This is a genomic window from Achromobacter sp. ISS7 (assembly GCF_056523125.1).
Window position 1 is genome coordinate 6,114,726 of the sequence record NZ_JAWRZD010000001.1, and the last position, 19,798, is coordinate 6,134,523.

Consider the following 19,798-nt stretch of genomic DNA (forward strand, 5'->3'; position numbering starts at 1 on the left):
GGATGGAAAATCGGTTTATCGGCCGACCGCGTAGCCCTGCATGCCGCGCGGGTTGGCGGCCGCGCGCAGCAGCAGGCCGCCGCCGGCCGCGGGTTCGCGGGTGCAGGCGCTGATGCGGCCTTCCGACCAGTCGGGTCCGACGCGCAGGTCGTGGCCGGCTTCGCGCAGCGCCTGCCGCGTGGCCTCGGGCAGGCGGCCCTCGACGGTCAGGCGGTTCAGCGTCAGCGCGCGTGGCCAGAACGAGCCCGGGAAATGGTCGATGTGCCAGGACGGCGCGTCGATCGCCTCCTGCAGGTTCAGGCCCATGGCGTGGCGCAGGAAGAAGGACACGGTCCACTGGTCCTGCTGGTCGCCGCCGGGCGTGCCGAAGGCCATGTAGGGCTGGCCGTCTCGCAGCGCCAGGCCGGGCGACAGCGTGGTGCCGGGCCGCTTGCCGGGCTGCAGCTGGCCGGGCACGCCGTCGTCCAGCCAGGTCATCTGCAGCCGCGTGGTCAGCGGGAACCCCAAGGCTGGAATCACCGGGCTGGATGACAGCCAGCCGCCGGACGGCGTGGCCGCGACCATGTTGCCGTCACGGTCGATGACGTCGATCTGGCAGGTGTCGCCGACGAAGATCTCGCGCGCGGCCCACTCGGCCACCGGCGGCAGCGCCGCGAAGGTCGGCTCGCCCACGCCGAAGCGGGTGTCGGACGCGGCCAGCGTGCGGGCGGCGGCCTCCAGGTCGGGCAGGCGCGGCGCGCGGCCAGCCGGGGCGCCGGGTTGCAGCGTGGTGGCGGCGCGCGGGCCGATGCCGGCGGCGCGCGCGCGGGCGTAGTCGTCGCTCAGCAGCGCGGCCAGGGGCACGTCGACGAAATCCGGGTCGCCGTACCAGGCGGCGCGGTCGGCGAAGGCCAGCTTGGCGGCCTCGGCGATGCGATGCACGAATTGCGGCGAGGCCGGGTCCAGTCCGTCCATTTGCAGGTGGCGCAGCAGCGCCAGCTGTTGCAGGTGCACCGGGCCTTGCGACCAGACGCCGCATTTGGCCACGGTGTAGCGGCCATATTGCAGCGTGACCGGATCGTCGTAGCGGGCGCGCCAGTCGGCCAGGTCGGCCTTGCGCAGCAGGCCGCGATTGCGCTGGCCGGTGGTGTCGCGCACGGCTTCATGGGTGTAGTAGGCGTCGATCTCGTCGGCGACGAAGCCGCGGTACCAGATGGCCAGCGCGGCGTCGATGCGGCCATTGCGGTCGGTTGCCGCCGCGTGCGCTTCGTCGAGGATGCGGGTATAGGTGGCGGCGATGGCCGGCGTGCGCAGCAACGCGCCCGGGGCGGGCACCTTGCCGTCGGGCAACCAGACGGCGGCCGAGCTGGTCCACTCATCGCGGAACAGCGCCTGCACCGCCAGGATGGCCTGCGAGATGCGCGGCACCAGCGGGAAACCGTTGCGGGCGTAGTCGATGGCCGGGCGCAGCACGTCGGCCAGTTCCCAGGTGCCGTAGTCGCGCAGCATCGTCAGCCAGGCGCCGAAGGCGCCGGGCACGGTGGCGGGCAGCAGCCCGATGCCGGGCACCAGGTCCACGCCCAATCCACGGAAGTAGGCGGGCGTCGCCAGCGCGGGCGCCGGGCCCTGGCCGCACAGCGCGCGCATGCGGCCTTCGCGTTCGCTCCACAGCAGGATCGGCACTTCGCCGCCGGGGCCGTTCAGATGCGGCTCGACGATCTGCAGGGTGAAGCCGCCGGCCACCGCGGCGTCGAAGGCGTTGCCGCCGCGCTCCAGCACGCCCATGGCGACCTGCGAGGCCAGCCAGTGGGTGGACGAGGCGACGCCGAAAGTGCCGCGGATTTCCGGGCGGGTGGTGAAGTCGGACATGGACGGTCGAGTCGGCAGGGGCAAGGAGATACGCCGCAGTATAGGGTCGGGAAATAACTGATGTGTCCATTGTTGGCATAATTGAATAACCAATCAGTTATGGGAAAAATGCCGTGACCTGGGATGCCGCCCGACTCGCCAACCGCCTGCGCCACCGCCACCTGGTGCTGCTGGCCAACATCGCCAAGCATGGCACGCTGACCCGCGTGGCGGCCGCCACCGGCGTCAGCCAGCCCGCCGCCACCAAGGCGCTGGCCGAACTCGAGGACATCTTCGGCGCGCCGCTGTTCCTGCGCACCGGCCGCGGCATGCAGCCCACGCCGCTGGGCGAGCTGGCGCTGGTGCGCGCCCGCCGCATGCAGGGCGACCTGGACCTGTGGGCGCGCGAGGTCGAGGCGCTGCACGACGGCCGCGCGGCGCATCTGCATGTGGGCGTGGTGCCGTATGTGTCGAGCGCGCTGCTGACGGCGGCCATCGGCCGCCTGCACCAGCGCCACGGCGTGACCCTGACGCTGCATCGCGCCACCACCGACCACCTGGTGCCGATGCTGCGGCGGCAGGAACTCGATTGCATCATCAGCCGCGCGACCTCGACCGTGGCGCAGGACGACCTGACCCATCGCGTGCTGTACCGCCAGCGGCCGCGGCTGATTGCGCACAGCCGGCTGGCGCAGCGCCTGGCGCGGCGCGCGCCGGACTGGGCGGCGGTGGCGCAGATGGACTGGGTGCTGCCGGCGGTCAACACGCCGACGCGCCAGTTGATCGTCGAACACTTCATCCGCGCCGGCCTGCGTTCGCCCGCGCCGGTGCTGGAAGCCTATTCCACCGATGTGATCGAGGGCATGCTGAGCGCCAATCCGGCTTTGGTGTCGGTGGTGCCGGAGGACATCGCGCGCGAGCTGTGCCAGCGCGGCAAGCTGGGCATGGTGCCGTGGGATTTCGGCTGGGAATTGCCGCCGATCAACCTGATCCGACGCTGGCGCGAGCAGGCGCTGGCGGCGGAGGAATGCTTTTCCGACATCCTGCTGGAGCTGTGCGCCGATCTCGGGCCGGATGCGCGGCCGCGTGATTGAAGCGCGCCGCCTGCGCTGAGCTGCGCGCCGCGTGGTGTCGCAACGGCGGCGCGCGCTATGCGACCAGGCGGCCGCGGGCGATATCCAGCAATTCGGCGGCGGCGGCTTCGGGCGCGCCGTCGTTGCCCACGCGTAGCAGGCGGCAGTCCTGGGGCACCGGGAAGTCCTGCGCGGCGCGTTGCAGGCGCACCGCGATCTGTTCGGGCGTCTCGCGGCCGCGCGCCGCCAGCCGTTGCGCCAGCTGCGCGGGATCGACGGTGATCTCGACCGCGGTCAGCGCCGGATAGCGCCGGTGCGCCTCAGCCAGGTGCGCGCGCGAACCGTTGATGATGACGGCCGCGCCGCAGCCCAGCCAGGTGTCGACCTCGATGCCGATGCCGTAATGCAGGCCATGGCTGGCCCAGCGCAGCGCGAAACAGCCGAGCGCCGCGCGGCGCGCGAATTCCTCGACGCTCAGGCGCAGGGCGTCCTCGGTGGCGCCGCTGTCGCGCGTGATGTAGCGATGCGCCACCAGCACCGGCTCGTCGCCGCGCAGGCCGGCGCGCAGCAGCCGCAGCAAGGTGTCCTTGCCGCTGCCGGAGGCGCCCATCAGGTAGATCAGGCGCGCGCCGCTGGCGGGAGCGGATGGGTTCATGCCGCGGCCGGTCCTTCCAGGTAGGCCGCGCCCGCCGCGTCGGCGTGGCCGCCGTCGAAGTGGTAGTGGCGCGCCGCGATGAAGTCGGCGCCCGCCTGCGGCTGCACATAGACGCTCACGCCGGGCACCGCCATGGGCTGGCCGCGCAGCGGGTCGGCGAAGGCGGCGATGCCGGCCTGCGCCTGTTCCAGCGCGGCGCCGTCGAGCTTGCCGGTCAGCGTGATGTGGAAGGTGAAGGTGTCGAACACATACGGGTAGCCCCAGCGCGCCAGCATGGCCTGTTGCTCGGGCGAGAGCGCATGGGCCTGGCGCCGGGCCAGTTCGTCGGCGCTGGGCGCGGCGCGCAGCTCGTCCAGGCCGCGCACGGCGGCGGCGGCCAGGGCGTTGATGCGGGCATGGCCCTCGGCGTCGGAGGCGGCGATGCGCCAGGCCAGGAAGCCGCGCAGCGGCTCGCATTCGAGCTGGATGCCGAAGGCGTCATCGGCGGCGGCGAGTTGGCGCGCGGCGGCATCGACGTCCCGCGGCGTGGCGCCGGGGCGCAGCCGGAACGGCGGCTTCAACGTGGCGTGCAGGCCGTAATGGCGCGGCGCCTGGGTCCAGTCGCGCGCGGCCTCGGACTGGCCGGGCAGCGGCGGCAGGGCCGCGCCGGTGTCGGCGCAACGCCCCAGCCAGCGGCTGCCGAGTTCACGCCAGGGGCCGGTGGGCGCCAGGTACAACGCGTAGCGGTGGGCCAGCGGCATGGTCAGGCCGCCATGCGCTGGTTGCGGTCGTCGCCGAAGGCGCGGGTGGCGTAGCGCAGCTCGCCGCCGACGATGGCGGCGCAGACGCGCGGCAGGCCGGGCACCTGGTCGTCGACCACGATGGCGTCGGCGATCAGGCCGGGCGCCAGCATGCCGCGGTCCTGCAGGCCGGCGGCGCGGGCCGGATTCAGCGACACCAGGTTCCAGGCCTGCTCCAGCGGCAGCACGCCGTCATTCACCAGGCGCAGCGCCGCCGCCAGCGGGGCAGGGTAGTAGTAGTCGGAGGTCAGGATGTCGCACAGCCCCGCGCGGACCATCTCGGTGGCGCTGGGGGCGTTGGTGTGGCTGCCGCCGCGCACCACGTTGGGCGCGCCGAACACCACCGAGTTGCCCAGGTCGCGGGCCACGCCGGCGGCGTCGCGCGTCAGCGGAAATTCCGCCACGCTGCAGCCCAGCTGGTGGTAGTAGCGGCGGGTGGCGGCGTCGGGGTCGTCGTGCGAGGCGACCTTCAGGCCGGCCGCCTGCGCGCAGGCGGTCAGCTCGCGCATGGCGTCGGCCACCGAGTCGGCCGCGCCCATGGCGCGGCGGATGCGTTCCTGGAAGGTGTCCAGGTCGCATTCGGCGCGGTCGGCGTATTGCAGCAGCTTGCGGTCGTCGCCCAGGCGGCGAGCCATGCTGGGCAGGTGGTCGTTGAGGGCGACGAAACGCACGCGGCCGTCGCGGATCCATTGCTGGGCGGTCTCGACGCCGCCGACGTGGTGGGTCTCGAAACGCAGGTGCACATAGTGGCGCGCGCCCATGATGTGCCGCATGCGTTCGAGCGCGGCGAACATGCGTTCGGCGTAGGCTTCGCCGCGCAGGCCGCCTTCCCACGACAGGGTGACGCCGTGGAATTCGGTGGTGATGCCGTTGGCCAGCAGTTGGCGGTCGACGTCGAACAGCGCGCCGTCATAGGGGAAGGTGACGCTGGGGCGCGGCATGATGGCGCGCTCGAAGGCGTCGCCATGCAGGTCGACGATGCCGGGCAGCACCAGCAGGTTGCCGGCGTCGAACCAGGCCGCGCCGCGCGCGGGCGTGCCCCCGGTGTCGTCGATCAGTCCCGCGTGGAATCGCAGGCTGGCGTGCTCGATGCCGCGAGGGGTCAGGATACGTTGGCCTGTGACACCGGCCAGGGGCGAGGGGGCGTGTGCTTGGTTCATGACGGGAAAGTTAGCGGTGTTGCATTACAACCAGATGTCTAGATGAGTTAAATCGCATGGCGGCGCGGGCGGCCGTGCGCGGCCGCCGCGTGCCAGGCTCAACTGTCGTCGGCCACCATGAGCTGGACCAGGTCGCCGACGAAGCGGGTGATGCTGTATTGCAACGGCGCGCCGGCCTGGTCGACGTTCAGGGCCTCGACCTGCAGGATCGGGCGGGTCTTGGGCTGGCCGAGGATGCGCGCCACTTCCGGCGACGGCAGCGTGGCGGTGATGCGCGACCATTTGCGGGTGTAGTCGCCAATGTCGTAGTGGGCGTAGACCTTGGACACCGAGCGCAGCGCGTTCATGCGCTCGATGAAGTCGGGGAAGCGCTTTTCATCGAAGTAGTGCTCGGAGGCGCTGATGGGGCGGTTCTCGGCCTTGCCCACCATCTGCACCCGCAGCAGCGGGGCGTTGCGCGCCAGGCCCAGGTGCTTGGCGATGTCGGCCGCGCGCAGCGTCTGGCTGCCCAGGGCTTCGAGGTGGCCCAGCATGCCCTGGCTGCGCAGGTTCTCGGAAAAGCGCGTGCGCTTGCCGATGGCGTAGTCGATGGCGTGTTCCTGCACGAAGGTGCCGCGGCCCTGCTCGATGCGCACCAGTCCGCTCTGTTCCAGTTCGCCCATGGCGCGCCGGATGGTGTGGCGGTTGACGGAAAACTTGGCGGCCAGCTCCGGTTCGGAGGGCAGTTGCTCGCCCGCCATGTACAACTTGTTGCGGATGTCGTCCGCCAGCGACTCACCGATCTGTCGCCACACGGCGATACCGGAACCTCTTTCGACCATGGGATTTGCTCGTGCTGTCATATCAGCTTCATCAAGAATGGCTGTGATTGTGCACCAAGCGGCGGGCGCGGGATAGGCAATGCGTCCCCGCCGCAACTGTCATCAAAAATTCACGCCAGGCTGTTGAACTTCCACTTGAACGCGATCATACTCCATCCAGTCGTCTAGACGTTTAGAGGAAATAATGGACCATCCACAAACAGCGCAGGGCGAAGTCCAGGCGCAACGGGCCGCCTGGATGCGGGTGTTGGCACTGGCCGATCCGGCCATGCTGGAAGGGGCGTTCGGCGCGCTTGGCGGCGTGCCGCCGCATCAGATGCTGCGCCCGGCGCAGACCGGCATGGCCATGGTGCGGGCCCGCAGCGGCGGCACCGGGGCGCGCTTCAACCTGGGCGAAATGACGGTGACGCGCTGTGCCGTCAGCCTGGACAACGGCGTGGTCGGCATCGCCTACGTGCAGGGCCGGTCGTTGCGCCATGCCGAGCAGGCCGCGGTGGCCGACGCGCTGCTGCAACTGCCCGACTGGCACGACACGGTGCAGGCGCAATTGATCCAGCCGCTGGCGCGCGAACGCGCCGAGCGCATCGAGCGCCAGGCGCGCGTGGCCGCGCAGACCAAGGTCGAATTCTTCACGATGGTGCGAGGCGAGGACTGACATGCATCAAGAACTTCTTGGCGCCGCGGCCGCCAGCCGCAAACTGCTGCCGGGCTTCGCGGATCCGGTGAACGACGCGCAGGCCACCTTCCGCACCGCGCTCGACGCCATGGCGCATCCGGGCCGGGTGTACGAAGTGGCCGCCGCCAGCGGCGTGCCGGCCGGCCTGTCGCCGGCGCTGACGGCGCTGCTGCTGACGCTGGTGGACGTGGACACGCCGTTGTGGCTGCCGCAGGGCCTGGACGCCGGCGTGCTGGATTTCCTGCGTTTCCATTGCGCCTGCCCGATGGTGCCGTCGGCGTCGCTGGCGCGCTTCGCGGCGGTGCCGGCGGGCGGCAACGTGCCCGCGCTGGCGTCGTGCCATCCCGGCGACCCGGCCTATCCGGACCTGTCCACCACGCTGCTGATCGAGGTCGCGTCGCTGGACGCCGGCGCCGAAGTCACGCTGACCGGCCCCGGCATCCAGAGCCGCCAGGCGCTGCGCGCCGCCGGCCTGCCGGACGGCTTCTGGCGCGACTGGCGCATCAACCATCAACGTTTTCCGCTGGGCGTCGACGTATTCCTGACGCACGGGCGGCAACTGTGCGCGCTGCCCCGCAGCACGCGCGTGGAGAGCTGACATGTATGTAGCCGTCAAAGGGGGCGAACGCGCCATCCTAAATTCCTACCGCATGCTGGACGACTACCGGCGCGGCGACCGGGCCCTGCCCGAACTGAGCCTGGACCAGATCCGCGAACAGATGCCGCTGGCGGTGTCGCGCGTGATGGCCGAAGGCTCGCTCTACGATCCGCAACTGGCGGCGCTGGCGCTCAAGCAGGCCGCCGGCGACGTGATCGAGGCGGTGTTCCTGCTGCGCGCCTATCGCACCACGCTGTCGCGCTATGGCTACACCCAGCCCATCGACACCGGCGAGATGCGCCTGCAACGCCGCATCTCGTCGACCTTCAAGGACGTGCCGGGCGGCCAGATCCTCGGGCCGACCTACGACTACACCCAGCGCCTGCTGGACTTCTCGCTGGAAGCCGAGCGCGAGGCCGACGCCCTGCCGGCCGGCGGCGAGCCGCTGGACAGCGCCATGCCGCGCGTCACCGACCTGCTGGCGCACGACGACCTGATCGACGCCGAGGCCGTGCCCGAAGGCGATCCCGAGCCGTTCGACCTGACGCGCCAGCCGCTGGATTTCCCCGCCTCGCGCGCCGCCCGCCTGCAGAACCTGGCGCGCGCCGATGAAGGCTTCCTGCTGTCGATGGGCTATTCCACCCAGCGCGGCTACGGCAACACGCACCCGTTCGCCGCCGAGATCCGCTACGGCTTCCTGGAAGTCGAGATGCACATCGAGGAACTGGGCTTCGCCGTCACGGTGGGCGAGATCGAGATCACCGAATGCCAGATGGTGAGCCAGTTCTCCGGCAACGCCGAGGAGGGCCCCAAGTTCACCCGCGGCTATGGCCTGACCTTCGGCTACGGCGAGCGCAAGGCCATGTCGATGGCGCTGGTGGACCGCGCCCTGAAAGCGCAGGAACTGGGCGAGCGCGCCGATTCGCCGGCCAACGACCACGAGTTCGTGCTGTACCACAGCGACAACGTCGAGGCCTCCGGTTTCGTGCAGCACTTGAAGCTGCCGCACTACGTGGACTTCCAGGCCAACCTGGAACTGCTGCGCCGCATGCGCGCCGAGCGCGCCGCGCCGGCCCCCGAGAACACCCGCCAGCTGGACGAGGCCATTTCCTCATGACGACTTCCCACACCCCCGGCGCCGCGGTCGAACGCGACGACCACTACAACTTCGCCTACCTCGACGAATCCACCAAGCGCATGCTGCGCCGCGCGCTGCTCAAGGCGGTGGCGATTCCCGGCTACCAGGTGCCGTTCGGCAGCCGCGAGATGCCGTTGCCCTATGGCTGGGGCACGGGCGGCATCCAGGTGACGGCGTCGATCATCGGCCCGGGCGACGTGCTCAAGGTGATCGACCAGGGCTCGGACGACACCACCAACGCCATCAACATCCGCCGCTTCTTCGGCCGCGTGACCGGCGTGGCCACCACCGAATCGACCCGCGACGCCAGCATCGTGCAGACCCGCCACCGCATTCCGGAAACGCCGCTGCAGGCCGACCAGATCATGGTGTTCCAGGTGCCGATTCCCGAGCCGCTGCGCTGGCTCGAGCCGAGCGAGACCGAGACCCGCACCATGCACGCGCTGGCCGAATACGGCGGCATGCACGTCAAGCTGTACGAGGACATCGCGCAGCACGGCCACATCGCCACCACCTACGACTACCCGGTGATCGTCAACGACCGCTACATGATGCGGCCGTCGCCGATCCCCAAGTTCGACAACCCCAAGCTCGACAACAGCCCGGCGCTGATGCTGTTCGGCGCCGGCCGCGAGAAGCGGGTCTACGCGGTGCCGCCGTACACCCGGGTCAAGAGCCTGGACTTCGAGGACCATCCCTTCACCGTGGAAAAGTGGTCGGAATGCTGCGACCTGTGCGGCTCGCGCGACAGCTTCCTGGACGAGATCATCCTGGACGACGCCGGCACCCGCCGCTTCGTCTGCTCCGATACCGAATACTGCAACCACCGCCAGGCCGAGCAGGCCGGGAAAGAGGCCACCGCATGAATGCCCAACCTTTGCTTTCCGTGCGCGACATGACGCGCACCTGGGACGGCGTGCACGGTTGCCGCAACGTCAGTTTCGACCTGTTCCCCGGCGAAGTGCTGTGCGTGGTGGGCGAATCCGGTTCCGGCAAGAGCACGCTGCTGTCGGCCGTGTCGTACCAGACCCAGCCCGACGCCGGCAGCGTCTGGTACGACACCCGCGACCAGGGCTTCACCGACCTGGCCGCGCTGTCCGGCGCGCGCCTGCGGCTGCTGGCGCGCACCGACTGGGGCTTCGTGCGCCAGAACGCCCGCGACGGCCTGCGCATGCAGGTCAGCGCCGGCGCCAACATCGCCGAGCGCCTGATGGCGGTGGGCGACCGCCACTACGGCGAGCTGCGCCAGGCCGCGGGCAGCTGGCTGCAGAAGATGGAGATCGACGTCGGCCGCCTGGATGACGCGCCGGCCTCGTTCTCCGGCGGCATGCAGCAGCGCCTGCAGATCGCCCGCAACCTGGTGACCCATCCGCGCCTGGTGTTCATGGACGAGCCAACCGCGTCGCTGGACGTGTCGGTGCAGGCCCGCCTGCTGGACCTGCTGCGCCAGCTGGTGACCGACCTGGGCCTGGCCGCGATCGTGGTGACCCACGACCTGGCGGTGGCGCGCCTGCTGGCGCACCGCACCCTGGTGATGCGCGGCGGCGAGGTGGTCGAAAGCGGCCTGACCGACCAGATCCTCGACGACCCGCAGCATCCCTACACCCAGTTGCTGGTGTCTTCCATTTTGCAGAGCTGACCATGACTGTCGCGAATCCCATGATCGAGGTGCGGGGCCTCGGAAAGATGTTCACCCTGCACAACCAGGGCGGCATCCGGCTGCCGGTGCTGGAAGCGGTCGACTTCGACGCCGCCGCCGGCGACTGCCTGGTGCTGGCGGGCCCGTCGGGCACCGGCAAGAGCACCCTGCTGCGCTGCCTGTATGGCAACTACCTGGCCACCGAGGGCAGCATCCGCGTGCGCGCCGGCGACGACTGGGTCGAGCTGGTCGGCGCGCCCGAGCAGCGCATCCTGGCGCTGCGGCGCGACGTCATCGGCTACGTCAGCCAGTTCCTGCGGGTGATCCCGCGCGTGTCGGCGCAGGACGTGGTGGCCGAGCCGCTGCGCATGGCCGGCATCGAAGCGGACGAAGCGCGCGACCGCGCCGCCGCCATGCTGCGCCGCCTGAACGTGCCGCCGCGCCTGTGGGGGCTGGCGCCCGCCACCTTCTCGGGCGGCGAACAGCAGCGCGTCAACATCGCCCGCGGCTTCATCGCGCGCCATCCGATCCTGCTGCTGGACGAACCGACCGCGTCGCTGGACCCGGACAACCGCGCCGTGGTGGTGGAACTGATCCGCGAAGCGCGCGCCGCCGGCCGCTGCCTGCTGGGCATTTTCCACGATGAAGAAGTGCGCGACGCGGTGGCGTCGCGGGTCCTGGCCCTGCGCCCCGCGCAGGCCGCCGTCGAATTGGAGTGAGCATGACCAGCACTTACCTGACCCACGCCCGCGTCGTGTTGCCCGACCGCGTGCTGGAAGACAGCGCCGTCCTGATCGAGGACGGCGTCATCGCCGCCATCGCGCCCGACGGCGCGGCGGCGGATCAAGAGATCGACCTGCGCGGCCTGACGCTGGTGCCGGGCCTGGTCGACCTGCATTGCGACGCCATCGAGAAGGAAGCCGAGCCACGTTCGCGCGTGCTGTTTCCGCTGGACTTCGCGGTGGCGCAGGTGGATCGCCGCAACGCCGCCGCCGGCATCACCACGCCGTACCACGCGCTGTCGTTCGCCAATAGCGAATGGGGCGTGCGCAACAACGAGACCGCCGCCCAGGTGGTGCGCGGGGTGCGCGCCTTCCGCCCCCACAGCCTGGTCGACAACCGCGTGCACTGCCGCTACGAAGTCACCGACGCCACCTCGGTGCCGGTGCTGCGGCAGCTGATGGACGAGGGCGCGGTGGACCTGCTGTCGGTGATGGACCATTCCCCGGGCCAGGGCCAGTTCAAGACGCTGGAGTCGTACCTGCAGTACATGATCGGCAACCATGCCATGAGCCGCGAGCAGGCCGAAGAGGCCGCGCACGCCAAGACCCGCGCCAAGGACGGCGCGGTGCAACGGGTCGAGACGCTGTTGGCGCATGCGCGGGAACGCGGCATCCCCACCGCCAGCCATGACGACGATTCGATCCACCGCATCGCCACCATGCGCAACCTGGGCGTGGCGATGAGCGAGTTCCCGATCACGCTGGACACCGCCCGCGCCGCCGTCTCCTGCGGCCTGCCCACCATCCTGGGCGCGCCCAACGTGCTGCGCGGCAAGAGCCAGAGCGGCTCGATGCGCGCCATCGACGCGGTCCGCGCCGGGGTGGCGAGCTGCCTGTGCTCGGACTACCAGCCTTCGACGCTGATCGCCGCGGCCTTCGCGGTGGCGGCGCAGAGCGACCTGACGCTGCCGCAGGCGCTGGCGCTGGTCACCGCCAATCCGGCCGACGCCTGCGGCCTGTCGGACCGCGGCCGCATCGCGGTGGGCCTGCGCGCCGACCTGGTGGCGGTGGCGCAGGTTGGCGCGCTGCCGCTCATCAGCTACACCTGGTGCGCCGGCCGGCTGGTGTTCTCGACCCACTATCCGTCCGCCCGCGCGCCGGCGCCGGCCGCCGAGGCGCGCGGCCTGGTGGCGGCCTGACCCGGCGCGGACCGCGACAAACCTTGTCGCCGGACAAGCGGCGGACACGCGCATCTGGTTAAATGGGCGATGACGACGCGGCCGCGGCTTGCGCGGCGCGTCTCCCTTATTTTCCGGAGCGCACGATGGCACGATTCAATTTCACCCAAGACCCCGAAGAACCCGATCTTTGGGCGGCGGAAAACGTGCCCGTGGGCGAAGGCCGCCCGCCGATCCACGTCATGATCCAGACCGACGGCGAAGAGCCGGACGGCGCGGCCTCCAAGGTGGTCAAGGCCATCATCGACAACCTCGATGAGCAGATCCTGGCCGCGGCCGACTTCCTGCTGGACAACTACTCGTACGAGCACTACAAGAAGCTCGGCATCGAGGACGACCAGCTGCTGCGCGAGGAAACCGCCGAAGCCATGGCCGATAAGGCCGTGCTGCGGGCGCTGTGGCTGTTCGACGAGGATGGCGACGGCTACGAACTGTGGTTCACGCTGCCGTGGGACCCGGTCCACACCTATGACGTCGAATTCGAGGACGGCACCCCGGTGTCGTGCTCGGTCAACGACTGATCTGCCCCGACGCGCGCCGCCCCGGCGGGCGGCCGCGCGTTCAGCGGGCCAGCTCGAAGCGGGTCGCGCGCGCCTCGCCCAGCGATTCGTCGTAGCGATAGCGCAATTTCAGCGGCTTGCCCTTGCGCACGGCCGCCATGTCGGCGCCGTCCAGCGCCACGTCGATCTGGCGGTCGACGAATTCGGTGCAGTCGGTATCGGCGCGCGCGCCTTCGGGAATATCGGCCGCCTTCACATTCAGCCGGAACAGCAGATGCGAGACCTCGGTGCCGTCGGTACGGTACTGGCGCATCTGCACGGGCGGGTTGGCGACGGTGCCGGACAGGTCGCAGGAAATGCGGGTCCAGGCGTGGGCGGAGGGCAGGGCGGCCATCAGGACGGCGGCCGCGAGCGCGTGGCGCGGGCGTAACGATTTCATGGCATATGCAATGAGCGCCGCCGCCTTGGCGCGGTGCCCTTAAGGGGTGCCGAGGGGCTTCTATGTTGCGCCGGGCGACCGCGCCGGTCAAGGTCGCGGGCCCCATGAAAAAAGGCCCCGCATCATGCGCGGGGCCTTCGCCGGAAGATTCAGAAAAGCGTCAGCGCGACGCGCCGCGCTCAGGCGTCGCGGGTCGCCGGCTGGGCCGGGTCGGCCTTGGGCGCCAGGTCCTCTTCGTTGCCTTCCATCTTGGCGATGACGGCGGTGGCCAGGCTGTTGCCGACCACGTTGGTGGCGGTGCGGCCCATGTCGAAGAACTGGTCGATGCCCATGATGAGCAGCAGGCCGGCCTCGGGCAGGTGGAACATCGGCAGCGTCGCCGCCACCACCACCAGCGAAGCGCGCGCCACGCCGGCCATGCCCTTGCTGGTCACCATCAGCACCAGCAGCAGCGTCAGCTGCTGCGAGAAGCTCATCTCGATGTTGTAGGCCTGCGCGATGAACAGCACCGCGAACGATTGGTACATCATCGAGCCGTCCAGGTTGAACGAGTAGCCCAGCGGCAGCACGAAGCCCGAGATGCGCTTGGACACGCCGAAACGCTCCAGCGCCTCGATGGTCTTGGGGTAGGCCGATTCGCTGCTGGCGGTCGAGAAGGCCAGCAGGGTCGGTTCCTTGATCAGGCCGCCCAGGCGGAAGGTCGAACGGCCCAGGAACAGGTAGCCCACGCCGAACAGGATGGCCCACAGCAGCGCCAGGCCCAGGTAGAACTCGCCGATCAGCTTGCCGTAGCTGACCAGCACGCCCAGGCCCTCGGTGGTGATGGCGGCGGCCATGGCGGCGAACACGCCCAGCGGCGCGAAGCGCATCACGTAGTCGGTGACGCGGAACATGATCTTGGCCAGCTCGTCGATCATGTTGTAGATGGTGTTGTGGCCCTTGCCGCGGACGAACGACAGCGCCGCGCCGAAGAACAGCGAGAACACCAGGATCTGCAGGATCTCGTTGTTGGCCATGGCTTCGGCGATGCTCTTGGGGAACACGTGCGCGATGAAGGCCTTGAGGGTGAAGTCGCCGGTCTTCAGGCCGGCGGTGGCGGCCGCGTCGGGCAGCGCCAGGTTCAGGTGCGCGCCGGGCTGGAAGATGTTGACCAGCGCCAGGCCCAGCAGCAGCGAGATGGCCGAGGCGGCGATGAACCAGAACATGGCGCGCAGGCCGATGCGGCCGACGGCGCTGGCGTCGCTCATGCTGGCCAGGCCGGACACCAGGGTGGCGAATACCAGGGGCGCGATGATCATCTTGATCATGCGCAGGAAGATGTCGGTGATCAGGCTGAAGTACGAGGCGATTTCCTTGGCCTCTTGCGCGTTCTGCGCATACTTGTTGCAGAAATAACCCACCACGACGCCCAGCACCATGGCGATGCCGATGTAACGCGTCAGCTTCTTAGTATTCATCTTCAAAAACGGAAAACAGGGACCCGATCGGTCGGCCGGATAGGCCTTACCCGCCGGCATGGGGCGGGGCGAAGCGGTCCAATGACGGATATGCCGGAGGGGACCCGGAGCGGCGCGGGTTAACCCTTGGGGCGCGATGTTAACGCTCCGAACCTGACAGTTAGTTGTCAGGTTGGGGACGGGTCATACCTGACTGCCGGCGGCGCCGCGTCATGACAAAATGGGCTGGCCCGATCCGGCCCCGCCGTGCCGGGCACACAAAAAAGGGCCGCGACGGCCCGCCACCCATGAGGAGACAGAGCTATGCCGCAACGCGAATTGTCCGTGCTGGTGTCGGGGTATACGTTCCTGGAGGGCCTGCGCTGGCACGAGGGACGCCTGTGGGCGTCCGATTTCTATACGGGCAAGGTGATCGCCGTCGACCTGCAGGGGCGGGCCGAGGTGATCTGCCGGGTGCTGGAGCAACCCTCGGGCCTGGGCTGGCTGCCCGACGGGCGGCTGCTGATCTCTTCCATGAAAGACCGCAAGCTGCTGCGCCGCGAGGCGGATGGCCGGCTGGTGCCGCACGCGGACCTGTCGGCGCTGACCGGCGGCCCGATCAACGACCTGGTGGTCGACGCCCAGGGCCGCGCCTATGTCGGGAACTTCGGTTTCGACCTGATGGCGGGCGAGCCCTTCGCCACCACCACATTGGTGCGGGTGGACCTGGACGGGGTGGCGCAGGTGGTGGCGGACGGGCTGTGGTTTCCCAATGGCTCGTTCATCAGCCCCGACGGCAAGACCCTGATCGTCAACGAGACCTTCGGCAACCGGATCTCGGAATTCGACATCCTGCCCGACGGCGCGCTGGGGCCGCGGCGCGACTGGGCCCACTTCGGCGCCCTGCCGGACTCCGATGACCTGGCGGTGCTGATCGAGGCCTCGGCCATCGGCCCGGACGGCGGCGCGCTGGACGCCGAGGGCGCGCTGTGGGTGGCCGACGCCATCGGCAAGCGCATCGTGCGGATGGCCCGCGGCGGCCGGATCCTGGAGCAGATCGATACCGGCGAGCTGGGCATCTTCGCCGCCGCCCAGGGCGGGCCGGACGGCAAAACGCTGTTCATGGCGGCGGCGCCCGATTTCATCGAGGCCAACCGCCGCGCCAAGCCGGAAGGGCGGATCCTGGTGACCGAGGTGGATGTGCCGCATGCCGGGCGGCCCTAGGCCGTTTTCAGGCGGATGGGGGAGAGGGCCGGACGGCCGGTTTAGTCCTGGCGGATAGGGATACCGGCCGTTTCAAGACCTTTCTTCGAATCCCCCGTAAAATCCCACCATCCCGCTCGGTTTCAACCATCTTTCAATCGACAGTACCTAAGGAGGACCACTCATGGCCCTAGTCTCCATGCGCCAGTTGCTCGACCACGCCGCCGAGCACGGCTACGGCATTCCGGCATTCAACGTCAATAACCTGGAACAGGTCCAGGCCATCATGGAAGCCGCGGCGGAGACCGACAGCCCGGTGATCATGCAAGCCTCGGCCGGCGCCCGCAAGTACGCCGGCGAAGGCTTCCTGAAGCACCTGATCCAGGCCGCCGTGGAGTCCTACCCGCACATTCCCGTGGTCATGCACCAGGACCACGGCCAGTCGCCCAAGGTCTGCCAGGGCGCCATCGACCTGGGCTTCTCCAGCGTCATGATGGACGGCTCGCTGAAGGAAGACGGCAAGACCATCGCCGACTACGACTACAACGTCGACGTCACCAAGAAGGTGGTGGACGTGGCCCACAAGCTGGGCGTGACGGTCGAAGGCGAACTGGGCTGCCTGGGCTCGCTCGAAACCATGGAAGGCGACAAGGAAGACGGCCACGGCGCCGACGGCAAGCTGACCATGGACCAGCTGCTGACCGACCCGGAGCAGGCCGCCGACTTCGTGCGCCGCACCCAGCTGGACGCCCTGGCCATCGCCATCGGCACCAGCCACGGCGCCTACAAGTTCACCCGCAAGCCCACCGGCGACATCCTGTCGATCGCCCGCATCAAGGAAATCCACGCCCGCCTGCCCAACACCCACCTGGTGATGCACGGCAGCTCCAGCGTGCCGCAGGAACTGCTGGCCGAGATCCGTGAATTCGGCGGCAACATGAAGGAAACCTACGGCGTGCCGGTCGAGGAAATCCAGGAAGCCATCAAGTACGGCGTGCGCAAGATCAACATCGACACCGATATCCGTCTGGCCATGACCGGCGCCATCCGCCGCTTCTTCGCCGAGAACCCCGAGAAGTTCGACCCGCGCGAATACCTGAAGCCGGCCCGCGCCGCCGCCAAGGCGATCTGTGTGGCTCGCTACACCGAGTTCGGCACCGCCGGCAACGCCAGCAAGATCAAGGCGCTGCCCCTGACCGAGATCGCCGCCCAGTACGCCGCCGGCAAGCTGGCCCAGGTGGTGCAGTAAGCTGCCGGCCGCTTCCCTTGCACGGGAGGCGGGCAGCAAAAAGGCGGGCCCTCGCGGGCCCGCCTTTTTTTCGTGCGCGTCACGGCCGCCTCAGGCGGGCGGGGCGTTCCTGGGGAAGTTCGGCACGCTCTTGTCGACGTGGTGCCAGGACGGCGCCGAGTCGGTCCACAGGCTGACGCGGGTGTGGAAGGCCTCGGGGTCGTCGAGCGAGCCGGCCCGCACCACTTCGTAGGGCATGCCTTCCGAGCCGCCGAACAGCGGCGTGCCACAGTCCGCACAGAAACTGCGCATGACGGTGTGGCCGGAATCGCCCTGGTAGCGATGCTCGCGCGCCTTGCCGCGCAGCAGGGTGACCGAGCCGGCCGGCAGAATCAGCGCGTGGGCCGGCGCGCCGCCGCTGGAATACTGGCAATCGCGGCAATGACAGGTGGCCGCCATGATGGGTTCATCGGTCACCGCGTAGCGCACCGCGCCGCATTGGCAGCCACCGGTCAGGTGGACTTGCGCGTCGGCGTGGGGCGGGCGTTTCTGGGTTGCATCCTGCATACGACTGTGTCTCCTCCAGGTGAAAAGGGGGCGCCGTGACGCGGTTCGCGGTCGGCGCATATATTGGAACGCGGCCAGACTAACCCGCCGTCCGCCGCCCGGCAAGACAGGGCTATTTGCAGTAACCTATGCGCTTTGCGCGACCCCCATTTTTGCCATAGGCCATTTTTCCGTGACTTCTGCTTTGCATCAATCCAGCATCAAGTCCTTGCCGCTGCTGGGCCGCGGTAAGGTCCGCGACATGTACGCGGTGGGCGACGACAAGTTGCTGATCGTCGCGTCGGACCGCATCTCCGCGTTCGACGTCATCCTCGACGATCCCATCCCCGGCAAGGGGCAGGTGCTGACCGAACTGACCGAGTTCTGGCTGCAGAAGCTGGCGCACATCCTGCCGAACCACTCCACCGGCATCAAGCCGGAAGACGTGGTGGCGGCCGACGAAGTCGACCAGGTGCGCGGCCGCGCCGTGGTGGTCAAGCGCCTCAAGCCGATCCTGGTGGAAGCGGTGGCCCGCGGCTACCTGATCGGTTCCGGCTGGAAGGACTACCAGGCCACCGGCGCCGTCTGCGGCATCAAGCTGCCCGCCGGCCTGCAACAGGCCAGCCAGTTGCCCGAGCCGATCTTCACGCCGGCGGCCAAGGCCGAATTCGGCATGCACGACGAAAACGTCGATTTCGCCCACGTGGTCAAGGAAGTCGGCCAGGAAATGGCCGAGCGCATCCGCGACGTCACGCTCAAGCTGTACGCCGAAGCCGCCAGGTTCGCCGCCACCAAGGGCATCATCATCGCCGACACCAAGTTCGAGTTCGGCCTGGACGACGACGGCACGCTGTACCTGATGGACGAAGTGCTGACGCCGGATTCCTCGCGCTTCTGGCCGGCCGACGGCTACCGCGTGGGCATCAGCCCGCCCTCGTTCGACAAGCAGTTCGTGCGCGACTGGCTCGAGACCCAGACCTGGGACAAGACCCCGCCCGCGCCGCGCCTGCCGCGGGACGTGCTGGAAAAGACCGCCGCCAAGTACCGCGAAGCGCTCGACCGCCTGGTCGCCTGATCCGCGCCCGCCTCGAAAAGACCGCCCGCCCGCCGGGCGGTTTTTTTTGTCCCCGCGCCGCTTCCGATCAGGGAAATCCCTGTTTTTCGGTAAAAATTATTGCTTATTGTTACGCTATACTCGCCGGCAACCTGCACCAGGAAGCCGGCGCGCCCGCGCGGCTTCCCCTCTGCCAACCAGCCGGACGACGCGGCCCGCAGCCGCCGCCCGGGCGCCATGCCCGCCGGATGTAGAAAGGAGCTGCGCATGATCATGATGTTGCCTTTCCTGACCGGCCTGGTCGCCGTGTGGTTCGGCCTGCTGGGCAAGCGCCGACCCTGCGTCGCCTTCTGGCTGATCACCCTGGGGGTGTTCGCGGCCTGGTGCCAGTTCCACATGACCAGCCCGCTGGCGCTGTCGCTCTAGGTCCGCCGTCATGATCTTTTCCCGCAATCCGGCGCGCGGCTCGCGCCTGCTCAACGGCCTGGCGCTGCTGGCCGTGACGGCCATCCTGGTCATGGCCTTCGCCTGGCAGTTCGCCTATGACGAGGTGCCGTGCCCGCTGTGCCTGCTGCAACGGGTGGCCTTCATGCTGGCCGGGGTGGGGCTGCTGCTGAACCTGCGGCTGGGGCCGTCGCCCATGCACTACGCCATGACCATCGCCGCGGCGCTGGGCGGCATGGTGGCGTCGGGCCGCCAGATCCTGCTGCACATCGCCCCTGGCGATCCCGGTTACGGCACGCCGCTGCTGGGCATGCACTTCTATACCTGGGCCTTCATCGCCTTCTGCGGTCTGGTCGTGTTCTGCGTGGTCATGCAGTCGGCCGACCGCAAGTGGGGCGACAACATGCTCAAGCGGCCGGTGCCCATGCTGGGCATGCTGGTCATGGCCCTGTTTTTCATCACGGTGCTTGCCAACCTGGGCAGCACCACGCTGCAATGCGGTTTCGGGCCCTGCCCGGACAACCCCACGGGCTACCTCTGGCTGGGGTCTGGCGCCACGCCATAGGGGTGCCGCCGGCGCCGGGTAAAATACCGGGTTTCGCGGCCTGGCCGCAACCTTCAA

At 69.2% G+C, this 19,798-nt stretch carries 22 protein-coding genes; 14 read left to right on the top strand and 8 right to left on the bottom strand.

Features of this window, described 5'->3' with window-relative positions; all coding sequences use genetic code 11:
* Window positions 1–15: 15 nt before the first annotated feature.
* Entirely contained in the window at window positions 16–1,848 is a 1,833-nt protein-coding gene (locus AC1HFW_RS27800; RefSeq protein WP_006390828.1) for a gamma-glutamyltransferase family protein, read from the bottom strand.
* A 113-nt stretch (window positions 1,849–1,961) separates the two neighbouring features.
* On the opposite strand from AC1HFW_RS27800, the gene AC1HFW_RS27805 reads away from it, so the two are divergent.
* Complete coding sequence (locus tag AC1HFW_RS27805; protein WP_479285940.1) at window positions 1,962–2,921, top strand: LysR family transcriptional regulator; 960 nt, start codon at window positions 1,962–1,964, stop codon at window positions 2,919–2,921.
* Window positions 2,922–2,976: 55 nt separating this feature from the next.
* Here the strand turns inward: AC1HFW_RS27805 and phnN are convergent, their stop codons facing one another.
* The 4 genes from phnN to phnF form a co-directional block, all read right to left on the bottom strand.
* Window positions 2,977–3,555: a phosphonate metabolism protein/1,5-bisphosphokinase (PRPP-forming) PhnN gene (phnN, locus tag AC1HFW_RS27810; RefSeq protein ID WP_479285942.1), complete on the bottom strand. Its 579-nt coding sequence runs from the start codon at window positions 3,553–3,555 to the stop codon at window positions 2,977–2,979.
* A complete protein-coding gene (locus AC1HFW_RS27815) occupies window positions 3,552–4,295 on the bottom strand; it encodes a DUF1045 domain-containing protein (RefSeq protein ID WP_479285944.1) in 744 nt (247 codons plus the stop codon). Before AC1HFW_RS27815 ends, phnN begins: the two co-directional genes overlap by 4 nt.
* Window positions 4,296–4,297: 2 nt before the next feature.
* Window positions 4,298–5,494 (bottom strand): alpha-D-ribose 1-methylphosphonate 5-triphosphate diphosphatase, encoded by a 1,197-nt coding sequence (locus AC1HFW_RS27820; RefSeq protein ID WP_006390824.1) that lies wholly within the window; start codon window positions 5,492–5,494, stop codon window positions 4,298–4,300.
* Window positions 5,495–5,592: 98 nt separating this feature from the next.
* Window positions 5,593–6,315: a phosphonate metabolism transcriptional regulator PhnF gene (phnF, locus tag AC1HFW_RS27825; protein WP_006390823.1), complete on the bottom strand. Its 723-nt coding sequence runs from the start codon at window positions 6,313–6,315 to the stop codon at window positions 5,593–5,595.
* A gap of 184 nt (window positions 6,316–6,499) precedes the next feature.
* Between phnF and phnG the strand changes: the two genes are divergently transcribed.
* From phnG to AC1HFW_RS27865, 8 genes are all read left to right on the top strand, one after another.
* Entirely contained in the window at window positions 6,500–6,970 is a 471-nt protein-coding gene (phnG, locus tag AC1HFW_RS27830) for a phosphonate C-P lyase system protein PhnG (protein WP_061073637.1), read from the top strand.
* Window position 6,971: 1 nt separating this feature from the next.
* Complete coding sequence (gene phnH / locus AC1HFW_RS27835; RefSeq protein ID WP_061073638.1) at window positions 6,972–7,589, top strand: phosphonate C-P lyase system protein PhnH; 618 nt, start codon at window positions 6,972–6,974, stop codon at window positions 7,587–7,589.
* A 1-nt stretch (window position 7,590) separates the two neighbouring features.
* Entirely contained in the window at window positions 7,591–8,706 is a 1,116-nt protein-coding gene (locus tag AC1HFW_RS27840) for a carbon-phosphorus lyase complex subunit (protein WP_006390820.1), read from the top strand.
* A complete protein-coding gene (locus AC1HFW_RS27845) occupies window positions 8,703–9,593 on the top strand; it encodes an alpha-D-ribose 1-methylphosphonate 5-phosphate C-P-lyase PhnJ (protein WP_241068216.1) in 891 nt (296 codons plus the stop codon). Before AC1HFW_RS27840 ends, AC1HFW_RS27845 begins: the two co-directional genes overlap by 4 nt.
* On the top strand, window positions 9,590–10,366 hold the full coding sequence (gene phnK / locus AC1HFW_RS27850; RefSeq protein WP_006390818.1) for a phosphonate C-P lyase system protein PhnK: 777 nt from the start codon (window positions 9,590–9,592) through the stop codon (window positions 10,364–10,366). The genes AC1HFW_RS27845 and phnK overlap by 4 nt, the downstream gene beginning before the upstream one ends.
* Window positions 10,367–10,368: 2 nt before the next feature.
* On the top strand, window positions 10,369–11,085 hold the full coding sequence (phnL, locus tag AC1HFW_RS27855; protein ID WP_479285947.1) for a phosphonate C-P lyase system protein PhnL: 717 nt from the start codon (window positions 10,369–10,371) through the stop codon (window positions 11,083–11,085).
* A gap of 2 nt (window positions 11,086–11,087) precedes the next feature.
* A complete protein-coding gene (locus AC1HFW_RS27860) occupies window positions 11,088–12,287 on the top strand; it encodes an alpha-D-ribose 1-methylphosphonate 5-triphosphate diphosphatase (protein ID WP_479285949.1) in 1,200 nt (399 codons plus the stop codon).
* A 125-nt stretch (window positions 12,288–12,412) separates the two neighbouring features.
* A complete protein-coding gene (locus tag AC1HFW_RS27865; RefSeq protein WP_006390815.1) occupies window positions 12,413–12,847 on the top strand; it encodes a hypothetical protein in 435 nt (144 codons plus the stop codon).
* Window positions 12,848–12,887: 40 nt separating this feature from the next.
* On the opposite strand, the gene AC1HFW_RS27870 is transcribed toward AC1HFW_RS27865, so the two are convergent.
* Both AC1HFW_RS27870 and AC1HFW_RS27875 read right to left on the bottom strand, forming a co-directional pair.
* The gene (locus AC1HFW_RS27870; protein WP_006390814.1) at window positions 12,888–13,265 is read right to left on the bottom strand and encodes a hypothetical protein; all 378 of its coding nucleotides are present in this window, start codon (window positions 13,263–13,265) and stop codon (window positions 12,888–12,890) included.
* A gap of 179 nt (window positions 13,266–13,444) precedes the next feature.
* A complete protein-coding gene (locus tag AC1HFW_RS27875; protein WP_035359389.1) occupies window positions 13,445–14,722 on the bottom strand; it encodes a dicarboxylate/amino acid:cation symporter in 1,278 nt (425 codons plus the stop codon).
* Window positions 14,723–15,025: 303 nt separating this feature from the next.
* Between AC1HFW_RS27875 and AC1HFW_RS27880 the strand changes: the two genes are divergently transcribed.
* Together AC1HFW_RS27880 and fba are read left to right on the top strand one after the other, a co-directional pair.
* Entirely contained in the window at window positions 15,026–15,925 is a 900-nt protein-coding gene (locus tag AC1HFW_RS27880) for an SMP-30/gluconolactonase/LRE family protein (protein WP_479285951.1), read from the top strand.
* 163 nt (window positions 15,926–16,088) lie between these two features.
* The gene (fba, locus tag AC1HFW_RS27885) at window positions 16,089–17,153 is read left to right on the top strand and encodes a class II fructose-bisphosphate aldolase (protein ID WP_006390811.1); all 1,065 of its coding nucleotides are present in this window, start codon (window positions 16,089–16,091) and stop codon (window positions 17,151–17,153) included.
* Window positions 17,154–17,243: 90 nt separating this feature from the next.
* On the opposite strand, the gene AC1HFW_RS27890 is transcribed toward fba, so the two are convergent.
* Complete coding sequence (locus AC1HFW_RS27890; RefSeq protein WP_006390810.1) at window positions 17,244–17,699, bottom strand: GFA family protein; 456 nt, start codon at window positions 17,697–17,699, stop codon at window positions 17,244–17,246.
* Window positions 17,700–17,871: 172 nt separating this feature from the next.
* On the opposite strand from AC1HFW_RS27890, the gene AC1HFW_RS27895 reads away from it, so the two are divergent.
* From AC1HFW_RS27895 to AC1HFW_RS27905, 3 genes are all read left to right on the top strand, one after another.
* On the top strand, window positions 17,872–18,753 hold the full coding sequence (locus AC1HFW_RS27895; protein WP_241068213.1) for a phosphoribosylaminoimidazolesuccinocarboxamide synthase: 882 nt from the start codon (window positions 17,872–17,874) through the stop codon (window positions 18,751–18,753).
* A gap of 246 nt (window positions 18,754–18,999) precedes the next feature.
* Window positions 19,000–19,158: a DUF5993 family protein gene (locus AC1HFW_RS27900; protein ID WP_006390808.1), complete on the top strand. Its 159-nt coding sequence runs from the start codon at window positions 19,000–19,002 to the stop codon at window positions 19,156–19,158.
* Window positions 19,159–19,168: 10 nt separating this feature from the next.
* Entirely contained in the window at window positions 19,169–19,741 is a 573-nt protein-coding gene (locus AC1HFW_RS27905) for a disulfide bond formation protein B (RefSeq protein ID WP_479285954.1), read from the top strand.
* Window positions 19,742–19,798: the final 57 nt, after the last annotated feature.